The organism is Butyricimonas sp. DFI.6.44, assembly GCF_022132345.1.
In the GTDB taxonomy this organism is placed as follows: Bacteria; Bacteroidota; Bacteroidia; order Bacteroidales; family Marinifilaceae; genus Butyricimonas; species Butyricimonas muris.
Genome location: NZ_JAKNJD010000003.1, coordinates 136658 through 157813 on the forward strand (window position 1 = coordinate 136658; position 21156 = coordinate 157813).

20 protein-coding genes and 1 tRNA gene are annotated in these 21156 nt (G+C 39.0%); 1 reads left to right on the forward strand and 20 read right to left on the reverse strand.

The genetic code is table 11. The annotated features are described in order from the left end of the window. Nucleotides 1-141: 141 nt before the first annotated feature. Nucleotides 142-717 (reverse strand): DUF4251 domain-containing protein, encoded by a 576-nt coding sequence (locus L0M98_RS05695; protein WP_227216417.1) that lies wholly within the window; start codon nucleotides 715-717, stop codon nucleotides 142-144. A 173-nt stretch (nucleotides 718-890) separates the two neighbouring features. Between L0M98_RS05695 and L0M98_RS05700 the strand changes: the two genes are divergently transcribed. Further along, the gene (locus tag L0M98_RS05700) at nucleotides 891-2507 is read left to right on the forward strand and encodes a hypothetical protein (RefSeq protein ID WP_227216419.1); all 1617 of its coding nucleotides are present in this window, start codon (nucleotides 891-893) and stop codon (nucleotides 2505-2507) included. A gap of 302 nt (nucleotides 2508-2809) precedes the next feature. On the opposite strand, the gene L0M98_RS05705 is transcribed toward L0M98_RS05700, so the two are convergent. From L0M98_RS05705 to L0M98_RS05795, 19 genes are all read right to left on the reverse strand, one after another. Beyond that, complete coding sequence (locus L0M98_RS05705) at nucleotides 2810-3403, reverse strand: hypothetical protein (RefSeq protein ID WP_186976140.1); 594 nt, start codon at nucleotides 3401-3403, stop codon at nucleotides 2810-2812. Further along, nucleotides 3336-3875 carry a hypothetical protein gene (locus tag L0M98_RS05710; RefSeq protein WP_186976139.1) on the reverse strand — a complete coding sequence of 180 codons (540 nt, stop codon included), beginning with the start codon at nucleotides 3873-3875 and terminating at the stop codon, nucleotides 3336-3338. The genes L0M98_RS05705 and L0M98_RS05710 overlap by 68 nt, the downstream gene beginning before the upstream one ends. Further along, nucleotides 3868-4284: a hypothetical protein gene (locus tag L0M98_RS05715; RefSeq protein WP_186976138.1), complete on the reverse strand. Its 417-nt coding sequence runs from the start codon at nucleotides 4282-4284 to the stop codon at nucleotides 3868-3870. The genes L0M98_RS05710 and L0M98_RS05715 overlap by 8 nt, the downstream gene beginning before the upstream one ends. 33 nt (nucleotides 4285-4317) lie before the next feature. After that, nucleotides 4318-4923: a hypothetical protein gene (locus L0M98_RS05720; RefSeq protein WP_186976137.1), complete on the reverse strand. Its 606-nt coding sequence runs from the start codon at nucleotides 4921-4923 to the stop codon at nucleotides 4318-4320. Nucleotides 4924-5907: 984 nt separating this feature from the next. Continuing rightward, nucleotides 5908-6864 carry a DUF3871 family protein gene (locus L0M98_RS05725; protein ID WP_370645591.1) on the reverse strand — a complete coding sequence of 319 codons (957 nt, stop codon included), beginning with the start codon at nucleotides 6862-6864 and terminating at the stop codon, nucleotides 5908-5910. Between the two features lie 73 nt (nucleotides 6865-6937). After that, complete coding sequence (locus L0M98_RS05730; RefSeq protein WP_186976135.1) at nucleotides 6938-7825, reverse strand: AAA family ATPase; 888 nt, start codon at nucleotides 7823-7825, stop codon at nucleotides 6938-6940. Between the two features lie 92 nt (nucleotides 7826-7917). After that, entirely contained in the window at nucleotides 7918-8190 is a 273-nt protein-coding gene (locus tag L0M98_RS05735) for a hypothetical protein (RefSeq protein WP_186976134.1), read from the reverse strand. Between the two features lie 215 nt (nucleotides 8191-8405). Next, the gene (locus L0M98_RS05740; RefSeq protein ID WP_099291452.1) at nucleotides 8406-8921 is read right to left on the reverse strand and encodes a hypothetical protein; all 516 of its coding nucleotides are present in this window, start codon (nucleotides 8919-8921) and stop codon (nucleotides 8406-8408) included. Nucleotides 8922-8945: 24 nt separating this feature from the next. After that, entirely contained in the window at nucleotides 8946-9155 is a 210-nt protein-coding gene (locus L0M98_RS05745) for a hypothetical protein (RefSeq protein ID WP_099291453.1), read from the reverse strand. 3 nt (nucleotides 9156-9158) lie between these two features. Continuing rightward, entirely contained in the window at nucleotides 9159-9890 is a 732-nt protein-coding gene (locus L0M98_RS05750; RefSeq protein ID WP_099291454.1) for a hypothetical protein, read from the reverse strand. Nucleotides 9891-10393: 503 nt separating this feature from the next. Further along, entirely contained in the window at nucleotides 10394-12526 is a 2133-nt protein-coding gene (locus L0M98_RS05755; protein ID WP_186976133.1) for a hypothetical protein, read from the reverse strand. A gap of 135 nt (nucleotides 12527-12661) precedes the next feature. After that, nucleotides 12662-13897: a site-specific integrase gene (locus L0M98_RS05760; protein ID WP_099291456.1), complete on the reverse strand. Its 1236-nt coding sequence runs from the start codon at nucleotides 13895-13897 to the stop codon at nucleotides 12662-12664. Nucleotides 13898-14149: 252 nt separating this feature from the next. Continuing rightward, a tRNA-Lys gene (locus tag L0M98_RS05765) sits at nucleotides 14150-14222 on the reverse strand. Between the two features lie 73 nt (nucleotides 14223-14295). Next, nucleotides 14296-15012: a YebC/PmpR family DNA-binding transcriptional regulator gene (locus L0M98_RS05770; RefSeq protein WP_099291457.1), complete on the reverse strand. Its 717-nt coding sequence runs from the start codon at nucleotides 15010-15012 to the stop codon at nucleotides 14296-14298. Between the two features lie 100 nt (nucleotides 15013-15112). After that, complete coding sequence (locus L0M98_RS05775) at nucleotides 15113-16387, reverse strand: FimB/Mfa2 family fimbrial subunit (RefSeq protein ID WP_227216421.1); 1275 nt, start codon at nucleotides 16385-16387, stop codon at nucleotides 15113-15115. 71 nt (nucleotides 16388-16458) lie between these two features. Then, the gene (locus tag L0M98_RS05780) at nucleotides 16459-17373 is read right to left on the reverse strand and encodes a glutaminase (protein ID WP_227216423.1); all 915 of its coding nucleotides are present in this window, start codon (nucleotides 17371-17373) and stop codon (nucleotides 16459-16461) included. A 129-nt stretch (nucleotides 17374-17502) separates the two neighbouring features. Further along, entirely contained in the window at nucleotides 17503-18528 is a 1026-nt protein-coding gene (locus L0M98_RS05785) for an AMP-binding protein (protein ID WP_227216424.1), read from the reverse strand. 3 nt (nucleotides 18529-18531) lie between these two features. Next, complete coding sequence (locus tag L0M98_RS05790) at nucleotides 18532-19593, reverse strand: o-succinylbenzoate synthase (RefSeq protein ID WP_186976098.1); 1062 nt, start codon at nucleotides 19591-19593, stop codon at nucleotides 18532-18534. 199 nt (nucleotides 19594-19792) lie between these two features. After that, nucleotides 19793-21142 carry a TlpA family protein disulfide reductase gene (locus L0M98_RS05795; protein ID WP_227216426.1) on the reverse strand — a complete coding sequence of 450 codons (1350 nt, stop codon included), beginning with the start codon at nucleotides 21140-21142 and terminating at the stop codon, nucleotides 19793-19795. Nucleotides 21143-21156 lie beyond the last annotated feature (14 nt).

Below are 21156 nucleotides of genomic sequence, written 5' to 3' on the forward strand. Positions count from 1 at the left end.
TAGGTTACAAATGTAAAGATAGTACATTTTTGTTAAAAGATGACACGAAGGATGTAAAGTCGTAAGATTTTTAATAATATACCCCTTCATCTCTCCTTTGTACGGGGGATGAAGGGGCGTGGTTGTATCTGAACGTATGCACTAACGTTTAATCCCTTCAAAAATACTTGCTTTTTCCTGTGGCAAAAGTTTGCCCATCATTGTAAGGGTATTTGAATTGAAGGAGGGCGAAATCCTTGCCGAAACGTTATTAGAGCTGGGAGAGAGAGAAATAGTCACGTACGCAGAAATACTCACTCCTTGGACATAAAAACTATAAATAACGCTTCCGTTCTTGTCCGTTTTCATTTTGACGTCCGATACATTTCCTTCGACAGTGAAACCGCCTAATCCGTTTTGAAGCGGACGGGGGGTATCGAAACTTACTTGCACGGTAGCTTTTTTATTTGCCATAGAAATGAAATTTCTCGTGGCACTTACACTTGTTGATCTACCTCTTTTGAAGATCAAATGGTGGGCTTCCAGTACAAAATTATTGTTTTCCAGAGCCCGGATCGCTTCCTTGTACAATCGTTCATTTTCTTTTTGTTGAGCGATTTTACGTTCTTGTCTGGTTAGTTTGCGTTGCTCTTTAGCCGTCATGTTTTGTGCGGTTAGCGACGCGAAGGTGCCTAGCACGAGGGCCAGCATCATGAATAATGTAGTGATGTGTCTCATAATATAGTGTATTTTGAGATTTTTACGTGAAAGAAACAAGAAAGTTATTCCCCTGCACCCGGGAAAGCCTGTTACGAGAGGGCGTTGCTATTTCTTCATTATTCTGAAATCTATTGGTAACATTGGGTACATACATTTGTGACGCAAAATTTAATCAATGAAACTTTGAAAACATGAAAAACAATTTATTATTATCACTTGCGCTCGTTGTAGCTTTATTCTCGGCTTGTAATGAAAACTCCGATCCGGAAATCGGAGGTGGAGGCAATGAAGAAGAAAAATCGGTATTCGGAACGTATTTGACAGGAGATTTTCACCAACACACGGCTTACTCGGATGGTACGAATCCAATTAAATTTGTCTATTCTCAAGCTAAAAAATATGACCTTGATTTCTCCGTGAACAGTGAACACGGGGGTGCTTTCGGGGGTGATGCCAGTGAGGGGGATTTCGAGGGAGAATGCCCGAGATGGAGTGAAACAACCGTATTTAAAGGGGATGCAAACGGTAGAAACATGTGGCGTTGGCAATCGATAAAAGATTATAGTTGGTTACAGACAAAGGCTTTCGGGGATGCAAACAAAGATATGATTATCATGCAAGGTTTGGAATGGAACCCTGCGGGACACGAACATGCGAGTACGTGCATTATCACGGGACAATTTGATGGTCCCGATGCTTCGAGAAATGCTGATGCGATGGCACAGTTTGAATATATGTTTGATAACAATGACAAGGATCAGACTGGCGGCAATGAATACGGTTGGGTTAAGTCCTCGAAAGCAGGTCACGAAAAAACAATGGAAGCTGCGGCTTGGTTGCAGGCTAATCACCGGAAAACAAGCTGGATAGTACCTGCACACCCGGAACGCCAGAACAAATGGTCTATATCCGATTTCCGGGATTTGAATGATGTCGCACCGGATGTATTTGTCGCTTTTGAAAGTACTCCGGGGCATCAAGCATCTGCGAACCGTGGAGGAATAGGTAATTCATCTTCATTCAAAAAGAGTTATACTTACGGCGGTACCGGTATCATGGCAGCGCAAGTCGGGGGACTCTGGGATGCGATGTTGTCCGAAGGGCGGAATTTTTGGTTAGTTGCCAATTCCGATTTTCATAAGCATGTCAGTAAGGGGGCGGATGATTTTTATCCCGGTGAATACCAGAAAACATATGTGTCTGTCAAAGAAAAAACGGCACAAGGTATTGTTGACGGTCTTCGCTCCGGCAATATATTTACGGTTCATGGTGATCTGATTGATAAACTTGAATTTTCTATCGGCTCGGCAACCATGGGACAAACGTATACTGCGAAAACAGAAAAAATCAAGATTAGTATTGTTGTTCGGGACCCTGAAACAAACAATAATAACATGTACACGTCGCTGATAAATCCAAAACTTGATCATATCGATTTAATCGCCGGCGAAATGCGTTCTAAAATAACTAAAGGTTCTGCGGAATACAGTATCGACAATTACGATAAAACGAAAGTTATAGCTCGTTTCGATGCAGTCGGTGGTGTAACTGATGCGAATGGTATCGTGAGCCAGAAATGGACAACCCGAGAAGGGGGAGTTAAAGTGATCGAGTACGAGGTAGAACTTACCAAGGATACGTATTTTAGGTTACGCGGAACAAATCATGGCTTGAATAAAGCAGGTGAAACCGACGCTAACGGAAATCCGTTAGTCGATACTCCCACGGCAAATAATGAAGCTGCGGCAAAAGTCTCTTTCGAGGATTTATGGTTTTACTCGAATCCTATCTTCGTGAAGAAAAATTAAGTAGTTAATAATCTACAGGGTACCCACTTGACTTTTCTATAGTTAGGTGGGTATTTATTTCCCATAAAAAAACCACCTACTTTCGTAAGTGGCTCATTTTCGGTGACCTCGGTGGGACTCGAACCCACTCTGTATAACATTAAAATACAACATGTTAGATGCTTGCTGAATGTGATATGCACCTGTAAGGATACCAGATATAGATTAAACAATATTTTTCTTACAAATCATATTATCTTTATTCTTCCCACCATAATGGAAATGTAGAGGCTGAATAAGTTTCATGTTACTGTGTTCATAATTCAATCATTAATTTCTAGTTTATTAAAGTCAATAATCCATTTGTGCTTTTTGAGAAAGTTTGTTCCTAGTACCCCAGAGAACATCTTCTCTTTGGATGTGCAATAGGGACATAGGCTTTGGTCAATGTAAAATAGTTCAGAATAAGTCTTTCCATTATATTCAAATTTGAGTATAGTAGATTCACATCCCATTATAACCCCATTTTTACATCTAACCTTCTTGATACCTTCTCTCTTCTGGAATACCTCTCTAAACAAGTATAAAGGGGTTTTTATGGGGGCTTCTGGAGAGGGAAAATTTAAATTCAACCACTCATGAGATTTAATCCTTTCCTGTGAAGCTGGATATTCCTCGTGAAAGAAGTCAACCAAGCAAGGAGCAAGTAGGTTGTACTTGCAACTAGTATCCACCAAGAAAGTGAATCCTATACCCTTGACTTGAATTAATATCATAGGTTGAGCTTTAAATTTTTCCATCAATTTTAATATTGTCATTAAGAGGGTGTATATTATTGAATCAAACAGTTTACCATAATGCTCTTTCAGAAGGAAGAAAACAACAAAGAAGAGGATTTCCTGCTTCAATTTCTTCATTCCCTATTTTTATATAGAAATGATAAATTGTCCTAAAATACCCTTGAGATTCTGCAATTCTTATTTCTCCTGTATCTGTCTTAACTATAGCTAGTTTTGTTAATTCATACATTGAACCTAAAGGAGTATTTTGCATATATCCTGTAGCAAGACCATAATATTCAACAGATTTAATTGCACATGTAATAGGATTATCAATACCTACTTCAATAGTAACTAAATCCTTATTTTCGAAAAGTACTTTTAATCTTGATGAATAATTATCTTTAAATGAAGCATTTTCTGTTGTTTTAATTAATACAGCTCCATAACCACTAGCTGTATATGGTATATTCGTTTTGAGGAAGTTATTACATGAGTAAACACTATCCATTAGGCTTATAGGATTTACTTTATTTGCTTTTTGTGTTTGCTGAGTATTGCATCCTATAATAAAGAAGAATATAGGAAGCAAAATGTGATATTTATTCATTATAATTTGATATGTTAAGTTTATTAAAATCAATTATCCACTTGTTTTCTAGTAAAAACTTTATACCAAGTACCCCATGAATTTGTATTCCAGTTTCTTCCTGCACTTGTTTAATAGCTTCAGAAGCATCCAATACAGAAAAAGTGGAAGTATAATCTTTCCCTTCAAAATTGAATGTGGCTTCAATAGTAGGAGTCTCTCGGTATTGTCCCTCTATTCCCATAAGTGATTGGGTGTCATCTAGTAATTTAAACTCATCCCTAAAGTGGTTATATACAAAATCAAATAAGATATTATGTGTTGAACCCGTATCTATCAAGAAACATAGATTCTTTAGTTTACCTGATGTTAGTATTAAGGGTAATCCTGCTTTTTGTAGTCCTAAAGTGATTGGGAATGATTTATCCATATTATTTTCATTATAGAGTTTATGAAGTGATAATTAGTCTAATAGAACTCCTTTGAATTGGAGTTTCCAATTATTACCATTCATTTTGAACATAAGTCGTCGTGTCATCCAATTGTCATAATAACAATACCAGCTTTTAACAAATAGTTCGTTGAATGATAATGCATCAAGAGAGTTGTTAATTAGTATTGTATAATAAACATATAACCCTATTCCTATTGAAACAGATTCTGGGTCTAAAGAACGCCTTTCAACTTCATTATCAACGTTCAATATATCTTCTACATCTTTAAATTGTGCATGCATTGTAAGCATACTTATTTGTTGGTACAAGATATTAATATCTTTATTATAAAGATGTTTCATTGCTTGATTATTCTGGCAGAATAGGTTGTCTTTGTATGTTGTCATATGTAGCTTCATGAATAAGCTAAATTTCCCCTCTGGAGCATTAGGGTCTACATAATGCGAACATAAAAAACCTTTACTTTTAAAACAATAATCAGGGGCTTGGACTTGCATTGCAGCAATACTTTGATTTTTACTACTTGTCAATTTAAATGCATCACATGAAGGTTTTAACATTGATTCAATGCTGTACTGCTGCATTAAAGCGGCATCTAATTCTTTTGTATTCATAGTTTTTCTTTTTGTAGCCATAGTACAAAAAGAAGGTGTGAGCCAAGCCTCAATTGCAAGTCCAAGGTATTACCACACACCTATAATCACACAATATAAGGGAAGCCCACACCGTATGGTATGAGTATCCACTACTTACTGTTGTGATTATTAGTCTTCAAGGTGGTAATTTTAGGACTATCACGAGTAAGAAGCAAACACTTCTTTTTCTAGTATGTCTTGATTAAACTTCTATTTCATTAGCAATCATTTAACTGTTACTACCGCAAAGTTATGACTTTTCTGCAATAAACAATCATTTAAAAGCTATTTTAGAAGGTTTTCAATCCATGCTAGTACCACAGGCATGAGCTTGTATCCTTGTTTGTGTTCAATACACTCCAGAAGAGGAAAGAAGTACTTCAATCCTTCATTCTTGATGGCAAATGTACCACATTTCTATCATTTGTCCCTGATTCTCATATCAATTCAATTTAAAAGCCCCAATCTTTACCAGAAAGGGGCTTGAAACAACAATAAAAACAATCACACGAGGGATACCCTCATTCATTCTTCGCAATAACACATATCATTATTATCCAGATAATAACATGAACAATAGCCTCGATAATCATATTCATTAGACCATATTTATCTTGTACAACTTTAAGCCTGTTATCTAAAAGCTACTCCAGAATAGGGTATTGTTAATAAACAGGGATACATCACCCCTTCTAGGCTCTATAAACCACCTTCAACGCGTAATCACGTCTTTTAATTCCAGTGACAGGTTGTATTCACTTCTCCTTTATTAGACAATGGAAGTGAATACATGGCTCACTTTAATGATACAATGTATTATTATATACCCAAGTGAGCAATGTCGAATTTTTCCAGTTTAACCTTATACGGTGTAACATCAATTTTTTCGACACTATAAAATTTCCCATCATAATGGATAAAATGTAACTGGTAGTTCCAGAAGTTGAGTTATGGTGAAGAGAGTTACTGGATAAACCATGAATACTCGTTTCTTTCATTTAGAGCCTTGTTTAGCCCTTCTGTCAATTGGGTGGCATTAAGAGCCCTATCAATGAAATTATCAATGTAGGATGACTTGTTAGCCCCTGTAAGAAGGTTGTAGACTCTCCACATGCTGATTTCCCTGTTACCTTCTTGAATGGCAAAGTTTTCATCATTGTAATATGCCTTGGCTACAAGTCCTATCTGGGTATCAGTCATAAGCATTGAAGGTAGCCTCTTCTTCTGTTCACTGGGTAGGAATTGATACATCCTGCTCTTTCCCAAGAACTGTGCAAACTGGCTTTCAGTCATGTAACAATCCTTGTAAGTAGCCATGTTGTGAAGGTGTTGGGCTGCATTATACTCGTGAATTACCCTTATTGTGGCATTAAACAGGTCTGCAACACTCGTCACCTTCAACTCTGACTTGTACCCGTCGGTTGAAACACACATGTTGCAGCAAACCATGTTCTTGAAGCCAATAAACACCTTGAACTTCTCGATGCCCTTCTTGCTGTAAAGATTTTCATGATTGTAAGCCCTAACCCCTCCAACAGTGAGATTGAGCCTGTTGCCTTCTATATCCTCGTGAATGGAGGGGATTTGAATACAAAACATCATTCTTTCATAGTAGATGGTCTTGTCTTCATCCAGCAAGTCTTTCACTGGTTTGTGAATGGCATCTGGTGTTCTACCTTTAATAACATGGCTAACCCTGATGGAGGGTTCTTCAATCTCTTCCCTTGGAAATGCTTGATTGGCAGCTTCCCAGACAGTTTCAATGAAAGAAGGGTGAGAGATGGTCACTTCATTATCCTTGCTGAATACGGGCACCACGCAATCATTTTTCAAGTGTTGCATGGTGGCTTCTCTAGTGTTTGCCTCGATGAAAGGTAGTTGCCCCTCTATTAATATAGCATCTTCTGGAGTCCCTTTCATTATTCCAGTTTCAGGAGCAACAGGTGAAGTGCTTGCTCCAGAATTGTAGGTAGTGATGATGCTTGGATAAATATTAGTTCTGACGGGCTGTAATAGCATTGTTTCCATATCTTGTAAAATTAGGTTGGTAATTGATACCGGGTTGTTTCATGGCTTCTTGTAGTTTGACTCTCCTCGTGGTGAAGTCACTTGATAATTGAATGTTCCATTCAGGGTAGGCATGGTAAATAGTGGTCAGTTCTTCAATGGTTCTGGCTTGGTTAATCTTGCTTTTAACCATCTCCATGCTTACCCCTTCATTGCACCAGTCTAAAATAGCCTGTCCTGTAGTGGGGGTAATGATAAACTCTGGTTTATTTACAAACAGTGCTGTTCTATCCTTTGATGCAATAACTTGATGCTTCATGTTGATATCAAACACTATGGTAAACTCGTAATCTATCCCATCTCTCATGACAGCTTTTAATCCTACCTTTTCAGGTACCATTTTACCATTCTTTTCATTCAAAACATAATCTTGTTTACACCTCATGGTGCAAATAACATGGCTTCGAGATTGTAGAATCTTTTGCATGAAGGCATTGATTCTTGGAGTTACTTTCTGCCAGTTAGTGAATGAGTTACCTTGCAGGTTGGCATGGTATTCAAGCAAGTAATCCCAGCATTGAGAGATTGAGTCAATTATAATCACTTCTATCCCTGCATCTTCACACGCTTTTATAGCCTCAATATAAGTTTCTGGGGTGAAGTTTTCACTTAGATTCAATACATTATAAGTTCCCAAGTGAGCGTATAAATCAGCACTTCCATTTTCACTATCAATAACTGCAATTTTAGTCCAGTCATTGCATAAGCCATAGGCTAATAGCAAGGCAGAATAGGTCTTTCCTGAGCCTGCACAGCCTTGAAGGGCAAGCTTTATCTTGGCTTGCTTCTTTGATGATACTCTTAAATTTAGCATATTCAAATACTATTAATGATTAACAATTTAGAAAAATAAAAGAGCAGCCAGACATTCATCCAACTGCCCTTCTGGAGTGTATTCATTAGCTATTACAAGGTAGCCAATGTAGTAGCCCCTCCTTCTCCTTTCTGGTGCAACAAGAAGAACATCTCTCCAGTTGTAGCGGAGCATACTTCAGAAATTACTGGTACTGTTAGTTCTCCTGTTTCTACCTTCCTTGAACAAGCACCAGTTTCAAAGCCATAGACAAAGAAACATTTGCCAGTGTGCTCATTCCTTTTCACTTCAATCTTTTCTACATTGTGGTGTGCTTTAAACTCTGCTACACTCATTGTTTTCACGAACTTTAAATCTCTTTCCATGATTGTGAATTTATTATTGTTGTAGGGGGGACTATCCCCACCTGAGTGATGGGGAGGGTGGATTGGTTGGAGTATATAGCATTCATGACTCCAGAATAGAAAAAAAATAATTTTGGACAGGTCTTTTTAATCAGTAAAAACAGCTATACATTACCATGTTCTATATATAATAATCCCCCTCTCTCTGGTTGAAAACAGGGGATTATTTGTACTTATCAATACATGGTACTAAGAATCTCGTATCCTTTAGTTTTTATCCCGTCAATATATCTACTTGTATCATTAATATTGTACCAGTATTTGAGGTCAGAACCTTTGGCAGTACTTGTGATTCCTACTTGCTTGTATATCTTTTCTAGGATAGCTTTTGCTTCTTTAGCTGGAATAAAATCTTTGCTTTCAAGTTCTTCCTTGAGAATGGGAAATACTTTATTCTTTAAGAGAATATTTTCACATTCAATTTTGAGTTTACTTTCCTTGAAGTTTAGAGCTTTAATTTTTGAAGCACCTAAAGTCGAGTAATACACCTCTAAACTAGGGTCAGCTGATCTCATTGATGCAATTATCAGCTTATCAGGCATGGAATTACTTTCTTTATGAAGACAATATTCTTCCATTTTTTCCTTGAATGAACCTTTAACTATCGCTTGTTTTAATTGTGTATCATATACTTTCCACTCTTGTTTACTTATAATCTTGAATCCACTATCTTCCAGTTGTCTCTTTACCATAATACCATTTTCATATCCGTGTTTCTATACCTTGTAACAATACTCTTCATTTAACTTGGCTAAATCATTGAACCTAAATGTATCTGTATTGGAATCATACATGGTGTAAGACTTCGAGTACTTGTCAATTTTTTGTAATTTAACAATATCATCAATCTTTTTAGGTCTCAACAGGTGAGAAGCCTTGTTGCACTCTTCGATTTCCTCTTTTGTTAGATCAGTTTTTTTTCTCATGTACTATTCAAACGTTGTATCATCAATATCTTCAATTCCAGTGTTGTATATGAAATACAATCTTTTTCTGAATGGATTACTTTCCAACCTTTGTCTTCCCGCTATTTGTACAAGATCAGTGCCTATATCAATGGTTGTATTCAATTTCCTGTTATCACTGATAACAAAAGTCGAAGCACATTCAGAGTAGAAATCACATCCTGCATAAGAGGTAGAAGTACAAAAGGTGAACATTTTGTGTTTTTCTCCTCTCAAGGGGATTCTACCCTTGTTAAACCCCTCTCCTAGTTCCTTTATTAACTTGTTATTATCTTCTGAAGCCCCGACAATGATGTTTACCTCCTCTGGTGATAACTCGCATTGTTTGATTATATTCAGAATGTTAGTAACAGAGTTTAAAAAGATGATGCATTCTTTTGAATATACTTGTTTCCCGTCAACAAGCAAGACAGGATAATCACCTCTTTTATACATTGAAACAATACCAACTCCAGCAGCCATAGGGGTAGGGGATTTTTCCCTGATAACTTCTACAGTTTCTTTTTCTTCCCATTTCAGTTGATAGTATACAACACCCTTTAATACATCTAGTTGTTCAATAAATTGGTCTAGTATTGGTGTTGCAGACAGGTAAGTAATGTGTGGATATTCCTTTAGGCTATCTAATAGCCTGAGGTTCACTTCTGACTTGAAAGAAGCATCTCCTAAAATGTAATGAAACTCATCCACCACCACTCTCCATGGCTTCTTGTTAGGAATGCACTCCCCAATCTTCTAAAAAGAATCATAGGAAACAAGAATCTTTGGTATAGTAGCCTGCTTGATATAATCTTCAATTTCTTTCTTGTGCACCCCTCCAATAACAAGCAAAGCATTAGGATATTGGGAGTTTTTGTTTTTTAATAGTTCATTCCTTGGGCTACAAATAATAGTGGGATGCTTGTCTGTTAATGCAATAGTGGTAGCACCACATCCAGTTACTTCTTTGTTAAGGATACCATTGGGTAATTCAAACCCTTCTATTTCACTGAGGTACTTGATACCTTTTTTAATAGAAATAATTTTTTTCTACATAAAAAATATGTTTTAAGTGGAACTTTTTTGCACTAAAAAACAAATTTATTAAAGGTGATCTCGGTAAAAAAAAGTTCCATCAAACTACCCATCACCTTAATTGATATACAAATATACGCAAAAAAGATGAGATGTCCAAATTTATGGTATTAAAAATCAATACATTAAAACATAAAATATTGAAGTAAGTCATTTTCGGATTTATTCAACCTGTTCTTGTGTGATGAGAATTTAGACTCTTTTAGGATTATGTATTCCTTCTTGGGTCTGGTGGTTTTGAAAAAACACCTGAATAAAGTGATAAGCTTTCTCCCTTTCTCTTTAAAGTCCTTATGGAGGTGGTAGTATATGATAGGCTGCATTTTAGCTTCAATTTCCTCGTTTGTGTATTTATTGCCTACTTTGAAAGTTTCGTGAACAGATAACTTCAATGGGTGCTCTTCATCCAGAGCCCAGAATACAACTGAATTATTGAGATTCTTGAAGCCTATATTATTACCACTTTTTAGCTCTTTCAATAGCTGGATGGCTTCCTCCATGTTGATATACTTGTACAGGGAGAGAACTTGCTTGTAAACTTTTCTTTGGGCACTATTCCCGTGGTAACTTTTCCTTGATAAAACTTTTTCATCTACTTGTTGGTTGTTATGTAGTTCCAGAATCTCATCCAGTACTTTTACTCGTTCTTTCTGGGTTAGTTCTTTCTGTTGTTTCTTTTCTTCCTCCTCTATCTCTAGTTGTTTCTTTGGTTTCTCGTTTGGATCATCAGGAATAGAGGTTACGTCATAATAGCTCTTTAATGCTGTTTCAAGAAATTTGGGTACTTTGTAGTGGTTTCTGTAAAGGTTAATTCTTAATAACAAGTAGTCAAGATTCATATAAGCTACTTCCCACGTGTTTTCAATATTCTTTCTTACAAGGGACACCGGAGAGAACCTTCCTTGTAACCTTCCTGTAACCTTCTCCTTTATCACGTTTTGTACTATTGCAAATAGTTTGGTTAAGCTCTTATCACCATCACTTAATTCATCAGCCACGTTGAGTAGTTTAACAATTTTACTTCCTCTTTCAATCATCAATGCAATTTCATTAAGCCAAGTTTCTTTATAGTACATAGTGTTGTGAACTAGATGATTACTAAGTGTTTCTTCTTTGGTTAGATTGATTATTTGCTTTAATGAAAAAAGGGTATTCCATTGTTTCGTGTCAGAAACAATAATCAAGTGAGCCTTTTCTGTTATCTCTTTCTTGAGTTTGTTAAAGCACCAAAAGATGATTCTTTTAGGAGAGCTTGGAGTTTCCCCTTCTTGTTCCACGTGGTATTTGCCTGCTTCTAATTGCTTGTTGGGAGAACATATGATGCCACATTCTTTTTGATATCTCTCTTCTAAATTCAATATACATAATTTGGATTGTCTTACAGAGGGGTATATCAGGATAACCTTATCCTGAACGGGTAATTTCTCTATGATAGTCTTAATTCTACCCGTGATATTCACGCAAGGATACAAGGTTACATTCTTGTGTAAAGGTTGTTGCCAGTGAATGATATGCCTTTTTTCTTCCTTCAAGAGGGGATGGGTGAATGCCAAATGATCTGTCGTGTAAATACATCTATTGGTAGGTGGAAACTTGATATAATAATCCAGAACTTCTGCATTCAATTGATTGCTAGTTGCTTGAAGTTCCTCCATGTTTCTAATCATGAAAAAATAATTGATTATTTCATCCTTGAGTAAAAATACTAATGTCTTTAAAGTGAATGATGAAATAATGAATTTTTTCCATTCTACATTGGCTTTATAACAGATAATTTCTTCTTTTATATTTCCGTGCAGACTATCTATACAAAGGCTACTCGTTGTCACTTGGGAATGTTGTAGGGCTTCTTCTGGTGTGGAGAATAGTATGATGGAGTTTCTTTGAGTGTGGAGTTCTAGGTAGGTTGCTCCTATATTGGGTACAGGGCACTCTATAATACCACAAGGAGTTTCATTTAATCTTTCAGATAAGTGAGAAGTGGTAGGGGTACATTCAATAACTATAGCCTCTTGTTCTTTTAGAATATTATCTGGAGTTTCCTGTTTTTCAATAGTATCTTGAATAATGATGTTATTACTGGATTCTATAGAGTATAATGTTTCTTCTTCATTAGAGAGAATTATATCATTATTACTTGTGATGTTTTCTTCTTCTCTTAATGTATAAATAGTTGAACTCTCTTCTATGTCTTCTGGAGTAAGATCAAAAATATCACTATATTGATAATCTGTATCATTAGTATCTATGTTTGTCATGTCTCACTTGTATTTAATTATAAAATATATAATACTAAGTGCGCAAATATACGCAAAAATTGAAGAATTAAAAGAGAAAGAATCCCTATAACCCAATCAACTACAGGGATTCTTTTTTAATCTCACTTCTGGAGCCTATAATGGTTCCTTGTGCTCTTGTTTGCTCTCTAGTTGCTTGGATAGCTGGAGCATGTGGTTGCTGACATTTTTGTTTACTACTTCGGCATAAGATTTTTGAGTGATACTAATATTAGCGTGTCCCAACAATTTACTCACTATTTCGATAGGAACATTGTTATAGAGGAGGATAGTTGAAGCAAAGGTTTTTCTTGCCGTGTGATGCGTGAGTTTTTTCTTTATTCCCACTATCTCGGCTATTTCCTTCAAGTAGCTGTTCATCTTTTGGTTGCTGATAGTTGGTAATATGTACCCTTGCTCTCCCGCTTGATGATACTTTTGGATGATTTTTAATGCTTGTGGTAACAGGGGAATGTTAATCTCCCTTTGTGTTTTCAGTCTTATCATCTTTATCCATAGTTGATTATCAAACCCTTTTATGATATGTTCCTCTTTTAGCTCGAAAGCTTCATTGTAAGCCAGTCCAGTATACACGGAGAACATGTAATAATCCCTAACCCTTTCTAATCTCTCTTGAGCAAATTGGAAGTCTTCAAGAAGTTTTATTTCTTCCTCTGTTAGGTATATCAATTGCTTGACCTCTTTAAGAGGTTTATAGTTCCTGAAAGGGTATTTTGCACCATCATAATTAACTCCTATCCAAACTATTTGACAAACTCTTTGAATGATTTTATTGATTGTTGCAGGTTTATGATTCTTATTGACAAGTAGATATTCCTGAAAACCTTGGATAAAGTCATTATTCAGGTGTGTAAAAGCAATATCTTTAATGTTATGAATTTCTATCAGATAATCAAGTGTATGTGCGAATACCTCTTTGAATTTTGTTAGAGTACCTTTGCTATAACTTTTACCTATCAGCTTCTCCATTGAATCAATCTTCTTTTTGAACACCTGTATGAGTGTGACTGCTGACTCTTGATTTGCACCAGTGAATTTGGAATAAATATCATGCAGCGTGTAGTTTTCTTTCTTCTCTACCATAAACAGTGCTTCAATGTCTAATAGCTTACTTTTGATACTATTGAGATGAAGGTTGATGGTTTCTGCTGTTGGAGATGAACCTTTAGCTTGTTGTTTGATTTTATTCCATTGGTTATGGATTAAATACATTCCAGTAGAGTATTGCTGCCTTTCATTACCTATTGATATTCTACAATAAATAGGTGCTTCTCCTTTGATATTCATTTTTGAGGATAGTAAATAGAATGAAATCTTCAATTTTTGTATCATTTTTCATGTGATGTTACTATCTGGTATATAGTAAGATATATCACTTCTAGGTGTAATTTATTATGTTCACTATAATTACACCTGATTGTGTACCTAGCATATTCATATTTTATCTATTCTTAGAAGAAAGATGTTAAGAATTTATCAATAGACTAGATTAGCAATTAATCTTATATTATTGATTGTCAATGTATTTAATAGATATGAGGATAAAAAGAAAACCACCTACTTTCGTAAGTGGCTCATTTTCGGTGACCTCGGTGGGACTCGAACCCACGGCCCATTGATTAAGAGTCAATTGCTCTACCAGCTGAGCTACGAAGTCTTCCTTGTTGCGAGCGGTTTTAACCGTTTTGCGGGTGCAAATATGCAACAATATTTTTTAATCTGCAAGAAAATTATTCTTTAATGTTGTGATAAACGTTGGTTACGTCATCATCTTCTTCTAATTTTTCCAGCAATTTGTCGACGGTTTCTCTTTGTTCCTCGGTTAATTCTTTTGTATCGAGAGGAATACGTTCGAACTCTCCACTGGTAATCTCGTATTTGCTATCTTCCAGATATTTTTGGATAGCACCGAATGATTCGAATGCACCGTAGATAATCACGTGGTTTTCCTCGTCTTCAAAGATTTCGTCGGCACCGTAGTCAATCATTTCCAACTCGAACTCTTCGAGGTCGAAGTTTTCGGGGCGGGAGATTTTGAACACGCATTTGCGGTCGAACAAGAAGTCCAGACTTCCGGTTGTTCCCAGTGAGCCGCCGTATTTGGAGAAACAGTGGCGCACGTTGGCAACGGTACGCGTATGGTTATCGGTAGCGGTTTCCACGACAACGGCGATACCGAAAGGTGCGTATCCCTCGTACACGATTTCCTTGTAATCTGAAGTGTCTTTTGAAATGGCGCGTTTGATGGCACGTTCCACGTTTTCCTTCGGCATATTTTCCGCTTTTGCATTTTGGATAAGGATGCGCAAACGAGTATTATTTGCTGGGTCTGGTCCTCCTGCTTTTACGGCAATATCAATCTCTTTTCCTATTCTCGTGAACGTGCGGGCCATGTTGCCCCATCTTTTTAGCTTCCGTGCTTTACGGTATTCGAACGCTCTTCCCATATTATTGTGAATATAATTTATTATACGATTTGGAACGCGAATTTAGTTTTTATACTGAAAACTTAAAAGGAATTCCATGATTTTCTGGTATGAAAGTATCTCATTCGACGAGTTCTACGCTAAAATCATCAATATAAATACCCTCGTCGGGGACAATAGCCTTACCATAGGTGCGGATTTCCACCCGCAAATATTTTGCTCCTTCCGGGGCGGTGAATGTTTTGCCGTTGAAGACATTAATCCACCCGTCAGTTTGCTTCAGATAAGTTTGTGCTTGAATCGGTTTGTTGTATTCCGACGGGAGAGCCGTACTTTTGTTCTTTCGCCAGTAACAGTAATATTTCCACGAGAAATTAGCGGACGGGGCATTCACGAACATTTTAATCTCGTAGCGGGTGAGGGCTTCGACGGGAACATCTTGGTATAGATAAGTCTTTCCTTGCAGGAATACCGCTTGTTTTCCCGAGCGTGTTTTATCCCCGTTTACTTTTATTGTGCAGCTATCCCGCCCGTCTCTAAAGAAACGCCAGTGGTCGGGTTCTTTGTCGGGAGCTTTCCATGATTCAAATCCCCCGTTTTCCAATAGATTGATGCCATTTCCTTGCAATCCTCCTTCTTCCAATTCAAGAAAACTGCTTTCCACCCGGATGATTCGGTTCGTGTCTATGCTTTCCGTGAACGGGATGATTTTGCGTTTTTCTTTATCTCCCGTGCGATAGGTGACGGACAGGGTTGCTTCTCCTTTTTCGGCGGGAAAAGTCAAGAGTTCGACATGCCCTTGATTTGCTTCCCGATGCATCGGTTTCGTGATAGTCCCGAATGTATTCGTGTTTGAGCCTGTAAAATTGATGGCGGAGGGGACGAATGACAGTTCAAAATTCACGTTATCGACCTCTTCGGGTATATTTTCCAACCTCACTTGTAATTGTGCCACCCTTCGATAAAGATTTACGGTAAAGACGGCGTCTTTATTTTCCGAGATACTTACACTTTGGAGAGATGTCAGTATATCACCCGCCTCTTCAAAAATCTCTCCTTTTTGAGGTAACCGAAATAGAATATTTTCCAGTATTTCTCCTGTATCGAAATTTATATCCGGGCAGTTAGCCACGCAAGCGAGGCGATAGCGTCCGAAGGGAAGTTTTGCCCGTAACGTGTTTTCATGCAAATCATTTCGGGTGAAATGTTCGTGACGGACAACACGGTTATCCCGGTCTATGGCGAACAGAGCCAGCGTTTCGAAAGCCGGGGTATGGAGAGATGCGTTACCGGGCGTGTAACTTTGGAACAAAAGTTGTGTTTCTTTTCCCGTGATTTGTTCGTCCCGGTTACAAGAAAAAAACAGCAATAGCCCAAAGAAGATGATTTTCCTCATAAACGCTAATTTATCCTTACTTAACAAAAGTAAGGAATAAGCGCGAGAAAATCAAGAATTATATATCTTGATTAGAAAATAGAAATCCCGATATTCGTGGTGAATCTTTCGAGTGTTTCTATACCCATGTACGAGTTCCCGTGTTCGTTTAGTTCAGGGCTCCACACGGCGATACTGAGTTTACCCGGGATAATGGCGACCACTCCCCCGCCTACGCCACTTTTACCCGGCATACCAACCCGGAACGCGAAATCTCCCGATTCGTCGTAGAAACCGCAGGTAAGCATTAAGGCACTGAGGCGCTTCGAGCGGCTGACCGTCAGGATTTGTTCGTCGTTGTGCGGGTTCACCCCGTGATTTGCCAGAAAGAGAAAAGATTTTGCCAGATCCTCGCAAGTCATGGCAAGGCTGCATTGATTGCAATACACGTCAATAAGCGAATCCACGTCGTTGTCGATGTTTCCGAAACTTTTCATGAAATATCCCAAGGCTTGGTTACGGCTGGCGTGTTCCTGTTCCGATTGGGCTACAATTTTGTCAAAATAAATATCTTCCGAGCCGGCGACTCCCCGCACGAACTGGAGTATCGCTTCTTTGGGACGGTGGTAGAGGTTCATCAATTTGTCCGTGACCACGAGAGCCCCGGCATTGATGAACGGGTTACGGGGAATGCCGTGTTCATGTTCAAGCTGGACGAGCGAATTGAAAGGAGTTCCCGACGGTTCCCGTCCCACGTATTGCCACAGGTCACTTCCCATGTGGCGCACGACCATGGCGAGCGTGAATACTTTAGATATACTTTGGATGGAAAACTTGGTCTGGTAATCTCCCGTGCCGATGATTTGCCCGTCCATGGTAGCTATGGCAATCCCGTACTGTCGCGGGTTCACGTTTGCCAGAGCCGGTATATAATTGGCGACTTCTCCTTTCCCGAAGAAAGGTTTTACCTCGTTATATATATTTTCGATAACTTCCTTGTAGTTCATAAGTTCAAAAACTTTGTTCTTGAGTTACAGGTTGCAAGTTGGCAGGTTACAAGTTGAGAAACCGGAAACTCGCTGGATTGCAACTCTAATTTGTATGTTTTTTGTGCGGCAAAGATAGAAAAGTTTTTGTTACATTAGTTTTCGGATGACTTTTCCCGAGTAAGTTTCCGTGAAATGTTCCCGGAAGTAAATCTTTTTAGGTACTTCGTATGGGTGTAATAGCTGTTTCAGTTGTTCCTGAAGTCGTTTTTTTCCTGCCTTATCCCATGGTATATCTTCAATGACGAGAACGGTTCGTTGTCCCAGTCGGGTATCCTCCTCGGGCATAATAAAGAAACGTTGTTTCATGAGGAGGGCAATCTTTGCTTCGATTTTCTCGGGGAATAATTTTATGCCTCCGGAATTAATCACGTTGTCATGACGTCCCAGCCATTCGAAACGTGTCGTGTCGACGAGATTAACAATGTCATTAGTGGTAAAGGTTTGTTGATGCAAATGCGGGGCGTGGATGATCAGGCACTGCCTTTCGTCTGTTTCGAAATGCACGTTGCCTAAGGCAAAGTAGTCGGGTGATTTCTTTACGCCGTTAATATCCCGCAGGGCAACGTGTGACACGGTTTCAGTCATGCCGTAGGTGGAATAACAACGTGTGGGGACTTGTTGCAGGCGTTCTTCCAGTACCGGGGAAAGGGCTGCACCCCCGATAATTACTTGTTTAATTCGGGAGAATTTTTCTGCTGTTTCCGGGGTGGCAAGACAGGTTTCTACCTGCATGGGTACCATGGCGGCAAAGTCAATGTCTTGTTCTAAATTCTTCAACGGGGATGACGAGGGAGGAACTACAATCAAATCGGCTCCCGCGAGAATACTGCGGACAATCATCATCTTCCCGGCGATATACGACGGGGAGAGGCATAATAATAAACGGGATTCGGAATGGATATCGAAGTATGCGTTTGTAATTTTAGCTGACGCCAGCATGTCCTGCTTTGACAACCGGATAGTTTTCGGTGTTCCCGTGGAGCCGGAAGTATGTCCGGTCACGTGGTCTTTATCGTCATACCATTCTTGCAGGAATGTGACTACATCCGGATTGTCGATAGCCTGCAATGCTTCCGGCGTGGTGTAGCGAATACCGTTTATTTTGATTGTCATAATCTAAAATTCTATCGGGGTTACATCCCATGAACATTGCGGGTTATACCGGATAGTCGAACCGGTTTGTTCCAGCGGGGCGGGAATATTATTCGTGTAGAGTTGTCCGGTTCCCAGTCCTTGGGGCATACCCGTCGGGTGGAAATTCAATATATAAGCAGTCCATTGTGCGATGGCGTTGAGTCCGATATTGGATTCCAGCGCGGAAGTAATCCACCAGCCGATACCGCGTTCCCGGGCACGTGCTATCCATTCCCATGAGCCGGAGAAACTTCCTGTTAAAGATGGCTTTATTACAACATATTGGGGATGAATCATGTCAAGTAACTCGCCTTTTTCACCTGTTCTGTTAATTCCTATCAGTTCTTCATCCAGAGCAATCGGGATAGGGGTATTTCGGCATAAAGCAGCCATCTCTTTCCACTGTCTTTGGCGGATAGGTTGCTCTATTGAATGGATGTCATAGCGTGACAGTTCTTCCAGTTTACGGGGAGCCTCCCGCGGGGTAAAAGCACCGTTCGCGTCTACTCTCAACTCGACGGTTTCTTTGCTGAATTGTTTTCGGATATAGCGTAATAAATCTAATTCCTCCTCGAAACCGATAGCCCCGATTTTCAGTTTGACACAATGGAATCCGGCATCCAGTTTTTCGATAATCCGTTGGCGCATGGTATCCTTATCACCCATCCAGATTAAACCGTTAATCTCGATGTCTTTTTGTCCTTCGGTAAAAAGACCGGGATAGATAATGCGTTTGCCTCCGTTTTTTAAATCCGACAGGGCGGTATTCACTCCGAAGCTGATAGAACTCCAGTTTCGGAAGTAGTGTATATGGCGTATTTTGCCAATATCCCGGCAGGTTTCTTGTAGTTTCCTCTCGTATTCCGGGCGGTCATCCGCGCTTAATCCCCGGAATAAAGCACATTCCCCCAGTCCGTATATTTCGGGGTGTTCCGAATCCCAGATTTTAATGAACCAAGTCTCTTTTTCCGTGAGAATGCCGCGGGAGGTTCCCGCGGGTTGTTTGAATTTCAGAATATATCTCGTGTACTTTGCTTGTAACATATCATTCTTCGGTTTTGTACAAGCAAAAGTAAGATATTCTGTAAATGAAAGCAAGGAAGAGGCTAAAAAGTCGGTTTGTACGAACTCCCCCCTCCAACACCCCCTTACACAGGGGGAGAGAAACCGCTTCGGTAATCACTTCTTTTCGTGAATAATAACTAACCAAACAGTTTCCCGCCTGTGTAGGGAGGCGTTAGGGTTAAATATTAGGAAGAGCGTTTAAAATCTTTTCGGCGTCCGGGGAAGAAGGACGGACAGCTTTGGGGGTAATAATCTTGCCATCCGGATCAATAAGAATGAAATGAGGGATGCCGTTGATATTATAATCCCGTTGGAATTGACTCCCTCGCCCAAGCAAAAGTTGAACGCCGGAGAGTTCTCCCGATTTGACCATTTTTTCCCATGCCGCTTTGTCCTCGTCAGTGGAAAGACCGAGGAAGGTGATGTTTTTCCCTTCCATTTTCTTTTCCAGTTCTTTCAGGTAGGGCATTTCTCTTTTGCAGGGACCGCACCACGTTGCCCACATATCGATATATAAATACTTCCCTTTGAAATCCTTCAAGGAGTAAGTTTTGCCGTTAATGTCTTTTGCTTCGAAGTCCGGGGAAAGTTTTCCGGCAACGGCAATATTCCATTTGTCGTACTCTGTTTTATAGGCAGCCCGTAAAGTCGGGTCTGTCACGTAGGTATTGTAAATATTTTCCATTTCGGTGATATTATTAATACCGTTTTTCTTTATCTGTCTGACTGCAATCTCGTTAAGAAGAGATTGTTTTAGCTTGTCATTTTTGAAATGTTGAGCGATATATTTCATTCGGGCAACATTTTTATTGTAAATGCCGGAGATTTCTTTATCCTTGCTTCCAAGTATAAGAGCGGACTCTATAATAAATTCCCTGTAAATGTCGAGGTCAATCAAACTCTCGTCCTCTTGTACATATTGTTCCAACGTTGAATAATACTCCTCGTTCGGGCGATAAGTCGTGTCGAACATGATATGTCCCATGGGATACATGACTAGACTGACCAGATATGAATATTTAATTCGTCCCTCTTCCAGTTTTACAAATTCGGGATTTGTCGTTTCCAGTTTTCGGGCTTTCAGTAAGGCGGTAGCCTCGTCTATCTTCTCGTTGGCAAGACTCATAATCCCGTCCAATGAACGCTCGTAATCGGGGGGATTTATCGGGGCATAAGTGATAGAATTAAGGTATTCTATCGCCGGAGCATTCTTTCCCTCGAATTTCATGCCGTCCTTAAAATTGTTGGCATCAAAAGAAATCGTTACACGATCGCCTTTCCGGAAAAAAACATTCTTGGCTTCCTCGCCATAAAATAGCCGGGCGTATATCACATTGCCCTGCAATGTACAGGTGGTTTTCCCGTGTTTGTCCAGATCCATTTCCTTGATTATTTCCGGGCTGACAACAATGGCGATCTTGGAATAGGTCATGTTTTGCACTTTGAAGTCCACGACAATATCGTCGTTGTTCTTCTGTGAACAAGAGCAAGCGAGCGAGAGTAAAATAATAAATATAAAGCTTCTCATTTCAAGTATATATT